A 17,544-nucleotide genomic window follows, 5' to 3' on the forward strand; every position below is an offset into this window, starting at 1 on the left:
GCCCGGGCGCGGTCAGGACCCATCGGAACCACCGGTGTCGCGGCGGTGCATGGCGGCGAGTCTCTCGTTGTAGCTCTTCAGTTCGGCGTCGCCGTCGCGGTCGGCCTGCCGATCCCGCCGGCGGCTCTCCCGCTGATCGCTGGAGAACCAGACCACCAGCAGCGCGATCGCGAGCACGAACGACGGCAGGTCGCCGGCACCCCAGGCGATCCCGCCGCCCTTCTGCTGGTCCGCCACCAACGCCGCGTCGTCGGTGTACCCCAGCGCATGCCACCAGTCCGGCGCGAGCAGCGCGCCCGAGCTCATCAAGGTGATCCCGAAGATCGCGTGGAACCCCATCGCCATCAGCAGCAGCACGAGCCGGAAGGCGTACGGCGGCCGGGCCGGACCCGGGTCGGTGCCGATCAGCGACCAGATGAACAGATAGCCGACCAGCAGGAAGTGGGCGGTCATCAGCACGTGGCCGCCGTGGGTGAACATCGCCAGCGAGAACAGGAAGCTGTAGTAGAACGCGATCAGGCTGACGATGAAGAACGCCTCGCTGAACAGCGGGTGGCCGAGCACCCGCAGCACCCGGGAGTGGACGATCCGGAGCAGGGTCTCGCGCGGGCCGAGGCTGGCGTCGGTCCGGCTGCGGAGCGCCCGCAGCGCCAGCGTGATCGGTGCGCCGATCACCCAGAAGAAGGGCACCACGATCATCAGCAGCATGTGCTGCAGCATGTGGGTGCTGAAGTGCAGCCGTCCGTACACCCCGATGCCGCCGCTGGTCACCGCGACCAGCACCAGGCACCCCACCAGCCAGGACGCCGTGCGCGGCTTGGACCAGGCGTCGCCGCGGCGCCACAACCGGATCGCCCCGGCGAGGTAGCAGCCGGCGAACACCACGGCCACCGTCAGCCAGAGCAGATCGGGATAGAACTCGGTGAAGTACGTCCAGGTGGTCAGCGGCGGCGGCGCGGGGTAGCCGAGCAGCGAGGAGACCGGGTCCAGCGGCTCGTCGGGGACCGGCGGCGCCGACTGCGCCAGGGCCACCGCGAGCCCCATGGTGCCGCCCATCACGATCAGCTCGACGGTCGCCAGACGAGCGAACCAGTGCCCCTCGTGCTCGATCCGGCCGCCCTCCGAGCGGGCCCGATCCAATCGCTTGAGGGTGAAGCGCCGGTGCGCGAGCCCGGCCAGACCGAGGGCGCCGAGCGCCAGCGCCTTGCCGACGATCAGCAGGCCGTACGGCGTTGCCAGGCCGGCGATCGACCCGAGCCGCAGCGCGGCGTTCACGATCCCGGACAGCGCGACGGTCAGGAAGCACCAGCCGGCCAGCGTCGAATAGCGCCTCGCCGCGGTCGGCAGCTGATCGCCGAGCCGGCCGGCGACGAGCAGCAACGCGGCCAGTCCGCCGGCCCACAGACACACGCCGACCAGGTGGAACGCCAGGCTGTCCACCGCGTTCATGTGGTCCCGCGCGCCGGCGGCATGCCCGGTCAGGGCGAGGGGCAGCAGCGCGATCACGGAGAACACCGCGGCCCAGGCGAGCGTGGTCAGCCGGGTCGCCAGGATCGCCAGGTTGGCGGTGACGATCACGGCCAGCAGGCTCGCGCCGAGCTCGCGCCCGAGGTCGATCTGGCCGACGAAGGAGACCACGACGGAGGCGAAGCCGGGGGTGCCGACGGGAAAGCCGGACACGTCGGCGGCGGTGAGCACGATGGTGACGATCGCGGCGAGGCCCCAGCTCACCGATGCGGCGATGGCCGCCCTGGCCAGCGGCCGCCGGGCGCCACCGAGGCTGTCCGGGTCGGTACTCGGCCGGGCGCTGACGATCCAGGTCGCGGTGATCAGGAAGCCGACCGTCGCGGCCGCGGCGACGTCTCGGACGGTCTTGGCGATCGGCAGGCCGTAGCGGACCAGGGCACCGGAGTCGAAGGGACCCTCGTCCGGGGACAGCCCGCCGGTGAGCCCGAGGGCCAGCAGGGAGACCGCGATGCCCGCGGCGAGGGCCACCCCGGCGACGAGCAGTGCTTCGCGCCGGGAGGTCGCGGGCCCGCGCGTCATCGTCCCCGGAGCCGCCGGGGCCTGGTCGGCCCGCATGCCGACAGTCTAAGGACCCGCGAACGCCGGGTCGGGCCGTCGGCTCGAGCCGGCCCAGGACGGCCCCGAACCGCGCCACCCCTGATTTCGTCCCTGCAGCGCGTGCCGGGGCCGCCGAATCGCCCTGCGGGGCGGCACTGGGGGGACGATTTCAGGGAAACCGTCCTTGCCAACGGGCCGCGGTGAACTGCCCCAGACTGGGATCCGAGTTGGCGCGGGCAAGCCGGCGCGAGCTAGCGGGTTCCGGGTGAAGGGTCAGCCGGCGGAGCGCATGGACTCGGTGCCGGCGTCCATCTCGAGCCCGCGGCTGACCAGGGTGAACCAGACGCCGACCAGCAGGTAGCAGCCGGCCATCGCGGCGAGCACCAAGACGGACTTGCCGTTGGTCGGCACGATCAGCGCGGCGATGCCGGCGGCGGCGACCAGCACGACGTTGAAGATCATGTCGTAGATGACGAACACCCGGCCCTTGAAGTCGTCGTCGACGTGCGCTTGGACCAGGGTGTCGACGCAGATCTTGACGCACTGGGCAGTCAGCCCGAGCAGGAACGCGGCGACCATCAGCCAGACCTTGGTATAGATCGCTCCTGGTACCAGCTGGAACAGCGCCGAGCCGAACAGGCAGCTGATGACCCAGGCCCGGACCCCGATCCGGGCCGTCATCGGCGGGGTCACCACCGCGGCGAGGACGAAACCCGCCCCGGTGAAGCCGACCAGCAGACCGAGATCGGCGATGGCGGGTTCGACCTCGGTGACCGGGTGGAAGTAGTTGCGATAGACCAGGATCGTGGCGACGGTGACTACGCCGTAGACGATCCGCTGGGCGCCGATCGTGAGCAGGCCGAGACCGGCCGGCCGCCGCTCGACCAGGTGCCGGACGGCGGCGACCAGGCCATGCACGACGTCGCCGGCCGAGGTGGGTTCGAGCTCGTCCGGGCCGAGCCGACGGCGCGGGATTCGCAGCGACAGCGTCGCGCTGACCGCGAAGCCCAGCGCGGCGACAGCGAAGACCGCGGCGTTGGCGACGTAGTCGGGCAGGTGCGCACCGAGCAGCAGCCGGAGCGACGTGCCGATCGCGGCCCCGACCAGCGCACCGGCCGGCCCGATGGTCGGCACGACCGAGTTGGCGACCATGTACTCGCCACGCTCGATGGTGTGCGGCAGCGCGGCGGAGAGCCCGGCGAGCAGGAAGCGGTTGAGGCTCATCGCGAGCAACACGCCGCCGTAGAACACGGCCTCGACCGGACCGGTCCGCAGTCCGGTGGCGACCAGCGCGGCCAGGGCGAGGGCCAGCACCGCCCGTGAGGTGTCCACCACGAGGATGACCTGGCGGCGCGACCAGCGGTCCAGCACCACGCTGACGAACGGTCCGATCAGCGAGAACGGCAGCAGCGTCACCGCGAGCACGGCGGCCACCGAGGCCGCGTCCGGCTGGCGCTCCGGCGAGAAGAGGACGTACGAGGCCAGCGCGATCTGCAGCACACCGTCGCTGGTCTGGGTCGCGACCCGGATGGCCATCAGCCGGCGGAAGTACCGGTGCCGCCACAGCTGGCGCAGCGCCGGTAGGAATCCGGCGGCGCGCGGTGCGGAGTGGTCGTCGCCGGCCGGAGCCGGCGACGCACTCGTCGCGGGAGGGGCCCCGTCCTCGGAGTCCCTCCGCGGTCCGACCATCTCAGCCCTTGGGGTACTTCTTCAGGTACGTGTCGACCGTGTCGGTCCTCAGCGCCTTGGCGAGCTCGGCCAGCTTGGTCTTGTCGACCACGTCGACGTCTTGGCCGTTGACCGTCTCGAACCCGGCCAGCGGTGCCTGCAGCAGCTCGATGTCGCTCGCGTCCAGCCGCAGCGACAGGGCGGTGTTGCGGATGTCGGCGTCGGTCAGCGTCTGGTCGACGGTGATGTTCTTCGCCACGTTGCTCAAGAAGGCGGTGAACTTCACCGGGTCGGCCACGTTGTCGACGCTCAGACCCTTGGCCACGATGGCCTTGATCACGTTCCGCTGGTTGGCGGCGCGGTCCAGGTCGCCGCCCGGCAGGGCGTGCCGCTCGCGGACGAACCAGAGCGCCTTCTGGCCCGAGATGGTGATGTTGCCCTTGGGATAGCTGTAGCCGTGCGAGGTGAACGCCGTCTTGTTCTTCACCGTCACGCCGCCGAGATCCTTGGTCAAGGCGATGAACCCCTGGAAGTCGATCAGCACGACGTGGTCCATCTTGTAGCCGAGCAGATTCTGCAGCGTCTCCACGGTGAGCTTGGCGCCGCCGAAGGAGTAGGCGGCATTGATCTTGTTCATGCCGTAGCCGGGGATGTCGACGTACATGTCCCGCGGGAAGGAGACGATGGTCGCCTTGTCCCGGTTCTTGTCCAGGTGGACGACCATGATCGAGTCGCTGCGGCCGTCGCCGGGGTCGGTGTTGCGGCTGTCGGAGCCCAGCAGCACGTAGTCGAGCGTGCCGGTCTCGGTCACCGTCGGCTGGCCGGTGGTGGTGCCGCCGGTTCCGTCGGTCGGCAGCGTGTCGGCCCGCTGGATGTTCTGGCTGACGCTGCGATTGATCGTGTACGCGTAGATCGCGCCGGCGCTCGCGGTCCCGACCAGCAGGACGGCGAGCGCGATCAGGACGACCTTGAGGCCTCGGCGCTTCTTCGGCGACGGCTCGGGCGAGCCACCGGGCGCAGGCTTGACGGGACTGTCAACGGCGGACAAAGTGTGAGATTCCTTCGGTCGGATGTCCGATCAAGTGTATGGGGTCGGCCCCGACGGAATCCAAACGACCGAGTATACCCTTCGTCACATGAGTCGTGCGGAGGAGGCGGCGCGGCGCGCCGAGCTCGCGGCCAACGCCCAGCGCGGCGAGGCGGCGAAGGCGCAGGTGCTGATCGACCAGTTCGTGGCGGACGCGCGCTCGGCCGGGCTCATTCCGGAGCCGCTGCAGGCCACCCTGTTCGACGGCGCGACGGTGAAGACCGACAAGTCCGGCTGGTACGTCCGCCGCAACAAGTCGCTCGCCGTCGGCGAGGACGGGTCGTTCTTCGTGCTGACCGTGCCCGGCGGCTGGAAGGAGCGCCTCCGCGGCGTCCGGCTGCAGCCCAGCCCGCCGCCGCTGGAGATCGGCAAGGGTGGCCGCGACGGCGAGTCCGGCCCGCTCGCCGACTTCCTGCGCTGGACCCTCGAGCGCAAGGGCCGGGTGGACTAGGCCTCCCCGGCGCGCGTACGTGAGCCGGGAGACACGGCCCTCAGATCTCCTCGGTCGCGGTGGCGGTCTTCTTCACCTTCAGGAAGCTCATGTAGGCGTCGATCACCTCGCCCGGCTCGCCGCGCATCATCAGCTCGCCCTTGTTCAGCCAGATCGCCTCGTTGCACATCTCCTGGATGCTGTTCAGGCCGTGACTGACCAGGAACATGGCCCGCGCGCTGTCGCGCAGCTCGGCCATCTTGGCGTTCGCCTTCTCCCGGAACTTCGCGTCGCCGGTGGACAGGGCCTCGTCGATCATCAAGATGTCGGGCTTCATGTGCACGGCCACCGAGAACGCCACCCGGGCCGACATGCCCGAGCTGTACGTCCGCATCGGCATGTCGATGAACTCGCCCAGCTCGGTCCACTCGGCGACCTCGTCGGCCCGCTCCTCGACCTCGACCCGGGTCAGCCCGGTGGCCAGCCCGCCGAGGATGATGTTCTCCCGGCCCGACAGGTTCGGGTTGAAACCGACGCCGAGGGCGAGCAGGGTGCTCGCCTTGCCCCAGACCTCGATCGAGCCCTTGGTCGGCGGCAGGATGCCGGCCATCGCCCGCATCAGGGTGGACTTGCCGGCGCCGTTGGAGCCCATGATCCCCATCGAGACGCCGTTGGCGACCTCGAAGCTGACGCCCTTGATGGCCTCGACCTCGAACACGCCGCGCTCGCCGCGGCCGAACCGCATCAGGGCCGATTTCAGCGTGGGCTTGCGCTCGAAGGTGGTCTTGTACGTGATGTGCAGGTCGTCGACCTTGACCGCGAGCGAGCTGGTGCCCGGCGCAGACTTATTGGATTCGGACAGCGAACTCACGCTCCCTCGAGATGAAGTACCAGAAGCCGACGATCACCGCACCGATGGCCCACGCGGCCGCCGCGATCCACATCCAGGGGGGCGGGACCCGGTGCTCCTGGAGCAGCATCGAGTAGCCCGACAGGTAGGAGTAGAGCGGATTGGCCTTGATGATCAGCTGCAGGGTGTGGTTGAAGTGGCTGATCATCTCCGGCAACCACAGCACCGGCGCGAGATACATCCAGAGCCGGACGAAGTAGGGCAGGAACTGCGAGGTGTCGCGGAAGTAGACCTGCAACGCGGCGAAGAACGCGGCCAGCCCCATGCTGAACAGCACCATCATGGCCAAGAAGTAGAGCGCGCCGAGCATCATCGGGTGCCAGCTGGTGAGCTTGGCCAGCAGCAGGTGCAGCACCAGATAGACCGGAATGGTCGGCAGGAACCGGAAGAACGCCGTCCGCACCGTGGACAGCGGGATCAGGAGGCGCGGGAACGCGGTGTTGATCAGCAGCTTGCCCGAGCCCGTGACCGAGGTCGAACCCTGGGTGATCGAGGTCTGGATGATGCCGAAGACGAACAGCGTCGCGGTCAGGTGCAGGAACAGGGTCGGGTCGTGCTGTCCGCGCAGGATGGTGACCAGCAGGTAGTACACGCCCGCGGACAGCAGCGGGTTGATGACCAGCCAGGCCTGCCCGAAGAAGGTCGAGGTGTTCGCGCCGCGCATGGTCGCGCGGCTCATCTCGCTGGCGAACGGCTTGCGGTGCCACAGCTCGCGGAAGTACGGGATCAGCGGCGGCAACCCCGCTTTGTGCGGGGTGTAATGGTGGTAAATGGGCTCGAACTCGGTCTCGGTCTCGTTACCCTCCACCAGTGCCACGGCCATCACCGCCTTCCTCGTCGTCGTGCCTTTTCGCTGTTGAGCAGGGGATAGTCTGCCACGATCGCGCCCGCGGCCGAGCGTGTCGACCGCGCCGCGAGGCGGCCGAAGCGCGCCGAATCGTACGGACCGCCGGCGCCGGTGCGGTCATGGTCCGGTCGGCACCGAATCGCTCGACCGCGCCGGGGAATCGTTTCCCGGGGCCCGTCCCAGGTTGCGCGTCCGGACCAGCACGAACCCGACGATCAGGGCCGCCGTGGCGAAGCCCGATGTGATCAACGGCACCATCAGCCGGCCCTCGCCGCGCAGCCGAGCTTTTGCGGGGTCGGCCGGGTCGTACAGCACGACGACCGTGCTGCCGACCCGGTGCCGCGGCCGGTAGGTCCCGTGCGCTGCGGTGTAGTAGTAGGTCTCGCCGCCGACCTCGTACCTCACCTTGGGCGCCAGGGTCGCGTCCCGCAGGGTCCGGGTGGAGCCCGCCGGCGGCCGGGGGTCCAGCGCCACGACCGTGCCGGTGGCCTGGACGGCATGGTGGACGAAGCGATAGTTCTGCACCGAGAGGTGGCCGAACAGCACCGCCAGCGCCATCAGGTAGACGCAGGCGATGACGCCGAGCAGCCGCGGGAACCTCAGCCAGCGCACAGTTGGAGCATAGGAGGTACGGCGGCCATCCGGAGCCTGCGCCCGTGCGTCCGGAGCGTCACGTCGCTGCTCGAACTGGAGGTCGCTGCCCGCTCTGGTCGGGTTCCAGGTCGCTGCCGCGCTACTCGGGCCCCAGTTCGCTCGGCTTGGGGCGACTTCGCTCACCGTCGCCGGTCTGCGAAGTCGCGGTTCGGTGAGCGAAGTGGTGAGTCGGCGAGCCGAGCCGCGGTCGAGATACGCGAGGGTGCGTCGGGGTGCGCCGAGCGGAGAGTTGGGTGAGCGGGGCCGGGCAGGGTGGCGTCATGGGAGGCTCGGCGAAGATCCTGCCGTCCAGGTGTCGATTCTGCGCCGGCCCGTGCGTAGGAGGAGTGTCCGAGTCCCTCCAGGAGGAGTTGTCCGATGAAATACGTGCTGATGTACACGAGCACCCCCGAGCTGATGGCCGACGTGCCGGCCGAGCGGCAGCAGGAGGTGTACCAGGCCATCTACGGGTGGTTCGGGAAGTACGCCGACTCGTTCGCCGACGGCGGCGCGGAGCTGCAGGAGCCCACCACCGCGACCTCGGTCAAGTCGGCCGCGGCCGACGGGGCGCCGGTGGTCGTGGACGGGCCGTTCTCGGAGGCCAAGGAGAGCATCGGCGGGTTCAGCGTGGTCGACGTCGACGATCTCGACGTCGCGATCGGGATGGCCAAGGAGTGGCCGATGCTGGTGCTGCCGGGCTGCGCGGTGGAGATCCGGCCGATCGTCGACCACTCCGACGACATGCCGATGTGAGCTCGCCCGATGGGGCGCCCCTGCCCGACGGTGTGCCGCCCGACGGCGTGCCCGGCGGTGCCACCGGCGGTGTGCCCGGCGGCGTGACCGACGCGGCCCTGGCCCAGGTGGTCAGGGCCGAGGCCGGTCTGATCGTCGCCTCGATGCACCGCCGCCTCGGCGACTTCGACCTCGCCGAGGAGGCGGTGCAGGAGGCGATCATCACCGCCCTGCGGGTCTGGCGGGCCGAGGGCGTGCCGGCCAACCCGGGCGGCTGGCTGACCGTCACCGCCAGGCGGAAGGCGATCGACCTGCTGCGGACCGGCGCGCGCAACCGCCGGCTGATCGACACCCTGGGCGAGGACCCACTGAGCGCCGCCGGCTCCGGCCCCGACTCGGCCGACGGGCCGGGATTCCCGGGTGGCCCTGACTCGCTCGGCGGCTCCGACGAGCGGGTGCCGATGCTGTTCGCCTGCTGCCACCCCGCGCTCGCGGCCGAGTCGCGGCTCGCGCTCACCCTGCGGGCGGTGGTCGGGATGACCACGCCGCAGCTGGCCCGTGCCTTCCTCGTGCCCGAGCCGACGATGGCTCAGCGGCTGGTCCGGGCGAAGCGCAAGATCACGGCCGCCGGCATCCCGTTCGCGGTGCCCGCCGGCGAGCAGCTGGCCGGCCGGTTGGACGACGTGCTGACCGTGGTCGCGGTGGCCTACAACGCCGGCTATCTCGACCCGGCGGCGACCATGGTGGCCGACGACGCGATCTGGCTGGCCGAGCTGGTCGCCCGGGCGCTGCCCACCGAGCCGGAGGCCTGGGGGCTGCTCGCCCTGCTCACGTTCCTGTCCTCGCGGGCCTCGGCCCGGTTCGGCGCGGACGGCCGGCTGCTCACGCTGGCCGAGCAGGACCGCTCCCGCTGGGACGGGGTGGCGATCGCCCGGGCCGACGGCTATCTGGCCCACGCGGCCGCGATGCGCCGGCGCGGCCGGTTCCAGCTGCAGGCGGCCATCGCCGGCTGCCACGCCTCGGCGGGCACCGCGGCCGACACCGACTGGCTGCAGATCCTGATCCTCTACGACATGCTGCTCGCGCTCGACCCGTCGCCGGTGATCCGGCTCAACCGGGCGATCGCGCTGGCCGAGGTGGACGGCCCGGCGGGGGCGCTGGCCGAGGTCGACGAGCTCGGCGAACGGCTGACCGGCTACCACTTGTTCCACGCCACGCGGGCCGCGTTACTGACTCGGCTGGGCGACTCCGCCGGAGCCCGGGCCGCCAACGAACGAGCCCTCACGCTGACCGGCAACCCGGCCGAGCAGGCGCTGCTGCGCACCCGGCTGCCCGACTGAGCGGCGGCGACGAAGTCAGCCGAGCACCCGGCGGAGATAGCCGTTGTCGAAGGTCCGGCCCGGGTCCAGCCGGTCCCGGACCGCGACGAAGTCGGCGTGCCGCGGATACAGCGCGGCCAACCGGGCCGCGTCCAGGGTGTGCAGCTTGCCCCAGTGCGGCCGGCCCGCGTGCTCGGCGACGATCGACTCGAACGCGGCGAAGTAGCGCTGGTCCGGGCGCTTGTTGAACTGGTGCACGGCGACGTACGCGTTCTCCCGCTCGAAGCCGGTGGACAGCCAGATGTCGTCGGCGGCGGCGACCCGGACCTCGACCGGGAAGGCGACGGTCTCGTCGTGGCCGTCCAGCCAGCCGCGGAGGGCGCCGATCACGTCGGGCAGCGCGGCGCGCGGGACGGCGTACTCGCTCTCGCTGAACCGGACCCGGCGCGGGGAGGTGAAGACCTGGTACGACGGCGCGGTGTAGGTGCGCGCCGACAGCGCGCGGGCGGAGACCTGGTTGATGGTCGGGATCGCGCTCGGCCGCAGCCGGCCGATCTCGTTCACCACCCGGAACAGGCCGTTGGACAGCACCTCGTCGTCGAGCAGGAAGCGCAGCCGGTTCAGCGGCCGGCCGTCCTCGGCCCGGTCGTTGACCTTGGTGAGCACCCTGTCGGTGTGCGGGAACCAGTAGAACTCGGCGTGGTCGTGGGCCTGCACGGTCTCCGGGAACGACTCCAGCGTCTCCGCCAGCCGGCCGGGCCGCTCGATGGCCCGGAGTCGGAACGCCGGCACGCAGCGCAGCGTGACGTCGCTGACCACCCCGAGCGCGCCGATGCCCACCCGGGCCGCGGCGAACACGTCCGGGTGCTGCTCGGCGTCGCAGCGCAGCACGCTGCCGTCGGCGGTGACCAGGGTCAGCGCCGCGACCTGGGTGGCGAGCCCGCCGAGCCGGGCCCCGGTGCCGTGAGTCCCGGTGGCCAGCGCGCCGGTGATCGTCTGCCGGTCGATGTCGCCGAGGTTCTCCAGCGCCAGCCCGAGGGTGGCCAGGGTGGCGTTCAGCTCGGCCAGCCGGGTGCCGCCGCGGACCGTCACCAGCGTCGTGCCGCGACCGGACTCCGGCACGACGGCGGTGATCCCGGTCAGCCGGTCGAGGTCCAGCTGGATCCCGTCGGTCAGCGCGATCGGGGTGAAGCTGTGCCCGGCTCCCACCGGTTTCACGTGAAGCCCGCGCTGGGCGGCGGCGGTGATGGTGGCCGCCAGCTCGTCCACCGTCGCCGGGTGCACCGTGTCGGACGGCTCGCAGCGCTGGTTGCCGGCCCAGTTGCGCCAGCGCGGGTCGCTCATCCGAAGTTCTTCCCCTCACCCCGATACGTCGGCACCGAGGTGACCGAGCCGTCGCCGTCGACCAGGTGCAGCCGGTCGAACCGCTCGCACAGCTCGCCGGCCTTGGCGTGCCGAAACCAGACCCGGTCGCCGAGCCGGAGATCGCGAACGCCCGGACCGCGCAGGGGGGTCTGCACCTCGCCGGCACCCTCGCTGCCGAGCAGGCCGAGACCCGCCGGCCAGACCGGGCGTGGGACCCGGGACCAGCCCGGCGGCCCGGACGCGACATAGCCGCCGGAGTACGCCACGGCGTGCCGGCGGCTCGGCCGGCGGGTCACCGCGGAGACGAAGTACGCCGCCGGGCGCGGGTTGAAGTCGCGGTAGCCGTCGAACAAGGTGGGCGCATACAGCCCGGAGCCCGCGGCCAGCTCGGTCAGCGCCCGGTCGCGACCGGTGATGTGCAGGCTGCCGGTGCCGCCACCGTTCACCAGGGTCAGCGGGGCGATCGCCGACACCGCGTCCACCACGGCGGCACGGCGGTGCGCGAGCTCGGCCGCCGACCGGCGCTTGACCAGCCGTACGGCCGCGGAGCTGTCCGGCAGACCCGCGATCTGGGCGTCGTAGAACATCAGCCCGACCAACGTCACGCCGGGCTCCGCGGCGATGGTCTCGGCGGCGGCCCGCGCCTGCGCCACTGTATGCACGGGCGATCGCCGGACGCCGAGATGGATCGGCCCGAGCCGTAGCGACGCGTCCACGTCGAGACACACCCGGACCGGCACCCGGGCGTGCCGCCGGATCAGCTCGACGTGCTCGGGGCTGTCCACCATCAACACGATCCGGGCGGCGAGCTCGTCGTCCAGCGCGGCGATGGCGCCGACGTCCGCGCTCGGGTAGCCGACCATGACGTCGTCGTGCCCCTGGCCCGCGAGCCAGCCGGCCTCGCGCAGCGCGTACGCCATCAGTCCCGCGAACTCCGGACGGTCGAGCGTGCGGTCCAGGATCACGCGGCAGCGGACGGACTTCGACGCCACCCGGATCGGTACGCCGGCGGCGCGCCGGGCGAGGTCGTCGGTATTGGCCCGCAGGGCCTCCAAGTCCACCACCGCGAACGGCGGTTCGAGATCCGCGGTTGCGGCCTGCAGCCTCGCGATCCCCTGTTCCACGGCGGCAACCCTAGTCGGCCGCGCTCGGCCGGACGCCCCCCGAAGGGTGCTTCACACCTCTGGCTGCCGCCGCACACCCCGGGTGGAGGGTGTGCGGCGGCAGCGGGCGGTGTGAAGCTGTTCCCACGACCCGATGAGATCGGCGGCGTTGCCAGGTCAGAGCCAGCACGTCAGCGGCAGGATGCGAGGAGGCACGAGATGGCGGGTCTGCCCCGGCTGGTTCTCGACGGCATCGCGATGGGGGAGTCGCCGCGTTGGCACGACGGCCGGATCTGGTTCGCCGACTGGATGGCCGGCCGGATCGTGGCCGTCGACGAGGCGAGTGGCGCGGCCGAGGTCGTGGTCGAGCACGCGTCGCTGCCGCTGTGCTTCGACTTCGCCCCGGACGGAACGTTGCTGGTGGTGTCCTCGACCGAGCGGGCGCTGCTGCGGCGGCGGAGCGACGGCCGGCTGGAGCCGCTCGCCGACCTCGCCCCCGAAGGCACCCACCCATGGAACGACATCGTCGTCGACGGCCGCGGGAACGCGTACGTGAACAGCATCGGCTTCGCGTTCCCGGAGGGCGAGTTCGCGCCCGGGTTCGTGGTGTTGGTCCGCCCGGACGGGACCGTGCGGCGGGTGGCCGAGGGGCTGGCCTTCCCGAACGGGATGGCGGTCACGGCCGACAACTCGACCCTGATCGTCGCCGAGTCGTACGCCGACTGCCTGACCGCGTACGACATCGCCGAGGACGGCGGCCTGTCCGGCCGCCGGGTCTGGGCGAGCGTGCCGGGCGACCACCCGGACGGGATCACCCTGGATGCCGACGGCGCGGCCTGGCTCGCCGACGTCGGCAGCGCGCACTGCGTCCGGGTGGCCGAGGGCGGCCAGGTGCTGGCCGACGTACCGCTGGACCGGGGCGCGTTCGCCTGCATCCTCGGCGGTACGTCCGCGCCCACCCTCTACATCACCGCCAACGCCTGGGGCCCGGATCTGACCGCCAGCGGCGGCCAGCTGCTGGCGGTCGGCGCACCCGCGCCGCGGGCCGGCTACCCGGGCTGGTAGCCGGCATTGCGGTCGCGCGGGACGCCTCGACCTCGGTCAGGTCGGCCGCCTCACTGCTGACGCGCTGTACGCCCCGGGCTGTCGCCCCACACCCCTTGTGGAGGGTCCGAGTTGTGGAGGGTGCGGGGCGGCAGCGAGCGGTGTGAAGCGGTTCCGGTACGGCCTGTGTTCGGAGCGGAGTACATCCTGCGCCGCGCGGCGTAGCCTCGAAGGGTGACCACGCAGACCGCGGGTCTGGAGGTGCCGACCCTTTCGGGTTGGCCGGTGGTCGGTTCCCTGCGCGGTCTGCGTTCCGACTATCTGGGCACCATCTCGCGAGCCGATCGCGACATCGGCGGCCTGGCGCGGATCGTGGCCGGTCCGCCCGGCTGGCGGCTGACCATCTACAGCGTCACCGCACCCGATCTGATCGAGGAGGTGCTCGCTAGCCCGGACCGGTTCGGCAAGCACCACCCGGGCTATCGCGAGCTGCGCTCCGCGCTCGGCGACAACATGCTCACCAGCGAGCACGAGACCTGGCACCGGCAGCGGCGGTTTCTGGCCTCGATGTTCACCCGGCGCCGGCTGGCCGAGCAGTACGCGCCGGTGATGACCGACGAGGCGCAGCGCCTGGTCGAGCGCTGGCGGGGGCTCGCGGCGCGCGGCGTCACGCTGGACGCGTATCCGGAGATGGTGCGGATGGCGTCGCGGGTCAGCGGCCGCATCCTGTTCGGCGCCGACATGTCGGCGGCGGCGGAGCTGCTGACCCGGTTCCGGGTGGTCAACGACCAGCTGCTGCGGCGCGCAGTCTCGCCGCACCCGCCGCCGGGCTGGGCGCCGACGCCGGGGAACCGCCGGATCCGGCACGGGCTGCGGGAGGCGCGGGCGATCGCCGACGACCTGGTGACCGCCCGGCGCGGCCCGTACCCGGTGCGCGCCACCGACATGCTCGGCCTGCTCTGTGCCGCCCGGGACGCCGAGGACGAGGCCGACCGGCTGACCGACCGCGAGGTGGCGGACCAGGCAATGCTCTTCTTGCTGGCCGGTCACGACACCACCGCGGTCACGCTCAGCTGCGTGCTGCTGATGCTCGCCCAGCACCCGGAATGGCAGCGGCGGTTGCGGGCCGAGGTGGACCACGCGCTGCGGGGCCGGCCGCCGAGCGCGGCCGACCTGGATCGGTTGCCGTGGACCGACCGGGTCGTCCGGGAGACGTTGCGGCTGTTCCCGGCGGCGCACGGCATGGGCCGCAGCACGGCCACCGAGCAGACCCTCGGGGCTCACCGGATCCCGGCCGGCTCGTGGGTCGAGGTGTCGATCTGGGGCGCACACCACTCGGCCCGGGTCTGGCCGGACCCGGAGCGGTTCGACCCGAGCCGGTTCGACCTCGCCGAGGGTGAGCATCCGGGCGGCCATCGGTATGCCTGGCTGCCGTTCGGGGTCGGCGCCCGCGCGTGCATCGGCCGGCCGATCTCGCTGACCGAGGTCCAGATCACGGTGGCGACGGTGCTGCAGGCCTTCGAGGTCACCTCGCCGCTGGCCGCCACGCCGGTCCATGCCGCCATCACCTTGATGCCGACCGGTCGACTGCCGCTGGACGTACGGCCGCGCTGATCGGCCCCGCCCAGCAGCAGTTCGCACAGTCTCTGCAGACTCTGGTCCCGCGCGGCCGGCCAGACCGTGCGGCTTCGGGTCTTTCCCGCTCAATACGTAAGTGATAGCTCACGCATTGTGACCGCAACACTGGCCCGGGCGGGGGATCCGTGGCAGGCGATGGCCGATCCCACTCGGCGTCGCGTGCTCGCCTCCGTCGCGCACGGTCCGCGCTCGGTCACCGACATCGCTCGCGAGCTGCCGGTCAGCCGACCGGCCGTGTCCCAGCACCTGCGGGTCCTGCACGACGCCCGGCTGGTGGACGTCCGGGCGCGCGGCCGGCTCCGACTGTACGAACTGCGCCAAGAAGGGCTCGACCAGCTCCGCCGAGAGCTGGAGGAGTTCTGGTCCGGCACGCTGGCGAACTTGAAGCGGCTCAGCGAGCAGACCTACGACCCCGAGAGGCCTCACCAATGACCGAGGACACCAGCTTCCGGCTGTCCGTGACGATCGACGCACCCGCCGAGCACGCGTTTGCGGTGTTCACCGAGCACTTCGACGAGATCAAGCCGCACGAGCACAACCTGCTCTCCAGCCCGATCGCCAGGACCGTGTTCGAGCCGCTGGTGGGTGGCACGATCCACGACATCGGCGAGGACGGCAGCGTCTGCGCCTGGGGTCGGGTGCTCGAGTACGAACCGCCGACCCGGGTCGTGTTCAGCTGGGACATCAGCCCGCGCTGGCAGCTCGAGACCGACCCGGCCCGGACCAGCGAGGTCGAGGTCCGGTTCACCGCCGAGGCGCCCGAGCGGACCCGGGTCGATCTCGAACACCGGCATCTCGACCGGCACGGCGACGGGTGGGAGGGCTTCCTCGGACTGCAGAGCGCCGGTGGCTGGCCGCTCTACCTCGAGCGCTACCAGGCGGTGGTCGAGCGGCTCGACCGGGTCGGCTGAGCCCACCGGCCGCGACTCATCCCGATCGCAACCGATCGGCGACCGTCCGGACCAGGTCGCCGACAGTGCCGAGATCGCCGACAGTGCCGAGATTGCGGGCGTCACCGAGGGGCAGGACGGGCGACAATCCCGTGCCGGCGAAGATCCGCTTCTCGTTGAGGACCCAGGTCCGGCGCTCGCAGTGCCGGGCATGGGCCTCCTCGACGCAGGCGCGGGCCAGCTGACCGAGGGCCGCCACGTCGTTGCCCAGCTCGGCGGCGCGCCGGGCGTGGCTGAGGGCGAAGTCCCGGCGGAACCGCCAGTTCGGTGGTGCCGCGGCGGCGAGTGCTGCCGGATAGTCCGTCGGGACGGCCAGCTCGCCCAGGAGCAGGACGGATGACGCGAGCTCGGCGGTCAGCGTGTAGGTCGGGAAGCCGGCCAGGTATCCGAGCAGGCCGTCCACCTCGAACCTGCCGTCCGCTGCCTCTGCGGTCCAGTGCTCGACCACGTCCAGGTCGCGGAGCAGGGCGTCGACCCGGATCCCGTCCACCCTCAGCCAGGCGCCGCCGTTCATCAGCCGTCCCCAGGATCCCGGGGCGTGCACCTCGCCGATCGCGGCCAGCCGGGTCAGGTCCGGCGCCCCGCGGTAGTAGACGCCGAGGTCCCAGTCGGAGTCCGCGGTCGCCGACCGGGTCGCGCGGGAACCGCCCAGCACGACGGCCACCACGCCCGACAGGCCGGCGACCAGGTCGACCACGCGCTCGACCGGCGGCGGGAGTTCGTGGCTCACCCAGCCAGCCTGTCATCTCGGCGAACCCTGAAAATCCTCCCCTCGTTCCCGCTGCCGACAAGCCGTCCCGCGTCGATGCCGTCGGCAGCGACGCACGAGGTGCGGATTTTCGGGCCGGCGGTCAGGACTCGTCGGTGCCCTGGTGGAACCGCTGCCGCCACCGGCCCCGGTCGCGGAGCCACAGGGAGCTCCGCAGGGTGTTGCGCTCGTCGCTGATCGCCCGCCAGACCAACAGGATCGCGTCGGTGTTAACCCGGCTCACCGACACCACGTCCAGACTCGTCGCCACGCCGGTCGGACCGATGGCGTCGAGCATCTCCTCGCGGGACCAGAGCCGTCCGGACCGGCCGATCTCGGCCCACTCCGGATGCAGCAGTGCGGCGACCGCCGCCGGGTCGCCGCGGACCTCGTCGGTCAACAGCGAACGCTCGAGCTCGATCACCTGCTCCTCGTCGGTCGGCTCCGGCTCGTCCAGTGTGGAGAACAGGTCGTCGGGCTCGGCCGGCTTGGGGGTCGGGGCATACCCGGCGTGGGCGTCCGGCCGCCGGGCGGCGCCGAAGCCCGGACCGGGGTCCGGCAAGCCGCCGGTGCTGAACGCGAGCGCGGCCGCGTTGGCCAGCCGGTCGGCCTGCTCGTTCAGCTCGTGACCGGCGTGCCCCTTCACCCATTCGAACCGCACCCGGCGGCCCTGCAGCGCGGCATCCAGCGCCTTCATGATCTCGACGTTCTGCACCGGCTTGCCGTCACCCTTGCGCCAACCCTTGCGCTTCCAGCCGGGCATCCACTTCGTGATCGAGTTGATGACGTACGTCGAGTCGCAATAGACCAGCAGGTCCGCATCGCTGTCCGCGGTCTGCTGCAGCAGGTCCAGTACGGCGGTCAGCTCGCCCATGTTGTTGGTGCCGTGCGGCCAGCCGCCGCTGGCCCAGGTGTCGGCGTCGACGTACCAGCCCCAGCCGGCCGGCCCCGGGTTGCCGAGGGCTGATCCGTCGGCCGCCGCGATCACAGTCACCGTGGCATGGTG

The 17,544-nt window shown here is 71.6% G+C and carries 17 protein-coding genes; 7 read left to right on the plus strand and 10 right to left on the minus strand.

What is annotated here, in order from left to right; genetic code table 11:
- Nucleotides 1-12: 12 nt before the first annotated feature.
- From ABD747_RS13055 to ABD747_RS13065, 3 genes are all read right to left on the minus strand, one after another.
- Nucleotides 13-2,082 (minus strand): cytochrome c oxidase assembly protein, encoded by a 2,070-nt coding sequence (locus ABD747_RS13055; RefSeq protein WP_344805146.1) that lies wholly within the window; start codon nt 2,080-2,082, stop codon nt 13-15.
- 255 nt (nt 2,083-2,337) lie between these two features.
- A complete protein-coding gene (locus ABD747_RS13060; protein ID WP_344805148.1) occupies nt 2,338-3,753 on the minus strand; it encodes an MFS transporter in 1,416 nt (471 codons plus the stop codon).
- 1 nt (nt 3,754) lies between these two features.
- Nucleotides 3,755-4,780: an LCP family protein gene (locus ABD747_RS13065; RefSeq protein WP_344805150.1), complete on the minus strand. Its 1,026-nt coding sequence runs from the start codon at nt 4,778-4,780 to the stop codon at nt 3,755-3,757.
- 88 nt (nt 4,781-4,868) lie between these two features.
- Here ABD747_RS13065 and ABD747_RS13070 point away from each other — a divergent pair, with 88 nt between their 5' ends.
- Nucleotides 4,869-5,270, plus strand: coding sequence for a hypothetical protein (locus ABD747_RS13070; RefSeq protein ID WP_344805152.1), 402 nt, complete (start codon nt 4,869-4,871; stop codon nt 5,268-5,270).
- Nucleotides 5,271-5,310: 40 nt separating this feature from the next.
- Here the strand turns inward: ABD747_RS13070 and ABD747_RS13075 are convergent, their stop codons facing one another.
- From ABD747_RS13075 to ABD747_RS13085, 3 genes are all read right to left on the minus strand, one after another.
- Complete coding sequence (locus tag ABD747_RS13075) at nt 5,311-6,120, minus strand: ABC transporter ATP-binding protein (protein WP_344805154.1); 810 nt, start codon at nt 6,118-6,120, stop codon at nt 5,311-5,313.
- Nucleotides 6,095-6,982: an ABC transporter permease gene (locus ABD747_RS13080; RefSeq protein ID WP_344805156.1), complete on the minus strand. Its 888-nt coding sequence runs from the start codon at nt 6,980-6,982 to the stop codon at nt 6,095-6,097. Before ABD747_RS13080 ends, ABD747_RS13075 begins: the two co-directional genes overlap by 26 nt.
- Nucleotides 6,983-7,123: 141 nt before the next feature.
- Nucleotides 7,124-7,618, minus strand: coding sequence for a DUF3592 domain-containing protein (locus tag ABD747_RS13085; protein ID WP_344805157.1), 495 nt, complete (start codon nt 7,616-7,618; stop codon nt 7,124-7,126).
- A gap of 399 nt (nt 7,619-8,017) precedes the next feature.
- Here ABD747_RS13085 and ABD747_RS13090 point away from each other — a divergent pair, with 399 nt between their 5' ends.
- Entirely contained in the window at nt 8,018-8,392 is a 375-nt protein-coding gene (locus ABD747_RS13090; RefSeq protein ID WP_344805159.1) for a YciI family protein, read from the plus strand.
- Complete coding sequence (locus ABD747_RS13095; protein WP_344805161.1) at nt 8,389-9,711, plus strand: RNA polymerase sigma factor; 1,323 nt, start codon at nt 8,389-8,391, stop codon at nt 9,709-9,711. Before ABD747_RS13090 ends, ABD747_RS13095 begins: the two co-directional genes overlap by 4 nt.
- A 15-nt stretch (nt 9,712-9,726) precedes the next feature.
- On the opposite strand, the gene ABD747_RS13100 is transcribed toward ABD747_RS13095, so the two are convergent.
- Together ABD747_RS13100 and ABD747_RS13105 are read right to left on the minus strand one after the other, a co-directional pair.
- Nucleotides 9,727-11,034 carry a D-arabinono-1,4-lactone oxidase gene (locus ABD747_RS13100; protein WP_344805163.1) on the minus strand — a complete coding sequence of 436 codons (1,308 nt, stop codon included), beginning with the start codon at nt 11,032-11,034 and terminating at the stop codon, nt 9,727-9,729.
- Nucleotides 11,031-12,179 (minus strand): alanine racemase, encoded by a 1,149-nt coding sequence (locus ABD747_RS13105; protein WP_344805165.1) that lies wholly within the window; start codon nt 12,177-12,179, stop codon nt 11,031-11,033. Before ABD747_RS13105 ends, ABD747_RS13100 begins: the two co-directional genes overlap by 4 nt.
- A 198-nt stretch (nt 12,180-12,377) precedes the next feature.
- Here ABD747_RS13105 and ABD747_RS13110 point away from each other — a divergent pair, with 198 nt between their 5' ends.
- From ABD747_RS13110 to ABD747_RS13125, 4 genes are all read left to right on the plus strand, one after another.
- On the plus strand, nt 12,378-13,223 hold the full coding sequence (locus ABD747_RS13110; protein WP_344805167.1) for an SMP-30/gluconolactonase/LRE family protein: 846 nt from the start codon (nt 12,378-12,380) through the stop codon (nt 13,221-13,223).
- A 213-nt stretch (nt 13,224-13,436) separates the two neighbouring features.
- Entirely contained in the window at nt 13,437-14,816 is a 1,380-nt protein-coding gene (locus tag ABD747_RS13115; protein ID WP_344805169.1) for a cytochrome P450, read from the plus strand.
- Nucleotides 14,817-14,933: 117 nt separating this feature from the next.
- The gene (locus ABD747_RS13120; protein WP_344805171.1) at nt 14,934-15,272 is read left to right on the plus strand and encodes an ArsR/SmtB family transcription factor; all 339 of its coding nucleotides are present in this window, start codon (nt 14,934-14,936) and stop codon (nt 15,270-15,272) included.
- Nucleotides 15,269-15,751 carry an SRPBCC family protein gene (locus tag ABD747_RS13125; protein WP_344805173.1) on the plus strand — a complete coding sequence of 161 codons (483 nt, stop codon included), beginning with the start codon at nt 15,269-15,271 and terminating at the stop codon, nt 15,749-15,751. The genes ABD747_RS13120 and ABD747_RS13125 overlap by 4 nt, the downstream gene beginning before the upstream one ends.
- 16 nt (nt 15,752-15,767) lie before the next feature.
- Here ABD747_RS13125 and ABD747_RS13130 read toward each other — a convergent pair whose 3' ends face one another.
- Both ABD747_RS13130 and ABD747_RS13135 read right to left on the minus strand, forming a co-directional pair.
- Entirely contained in the window at nt 15,768-16,520 is a 753-nt protein-coding gene (locus ABD747_RS13130) for a nucleotidyltransferase domain-containing protein (RefSeq protein WP_344805175.1), read from the minus strand.
- A 121-nt stretch (nt 16,521-16,641) separates the two neighbouring features.
- The gene (locus tag ABD747_RS13135; RefSeq protein WP_344805177.1) at nt 16,642-17,532 is read right to left on the minus strand and encodes a ribonuclease HI family protein; all 891 of its coding nucleotides are present in this window, start codon (nt 17,530-17,532) and stop codon (nt 16,642-16,644) included.
- Nucleotides 17,533-17,544: the final 12 nt, after the last annotated feature.

The sequence above is a fragment of the Microlunatus ginsengisoli genome (genome assembly GCF_039537205.1).
Classification (GTDB): Bacteria; Actinomycetota; Actinomycetes; order Propionibacteriales; family Propionibacteriaceae; genus Microlunatus; species Microlunatus ginsengisoli.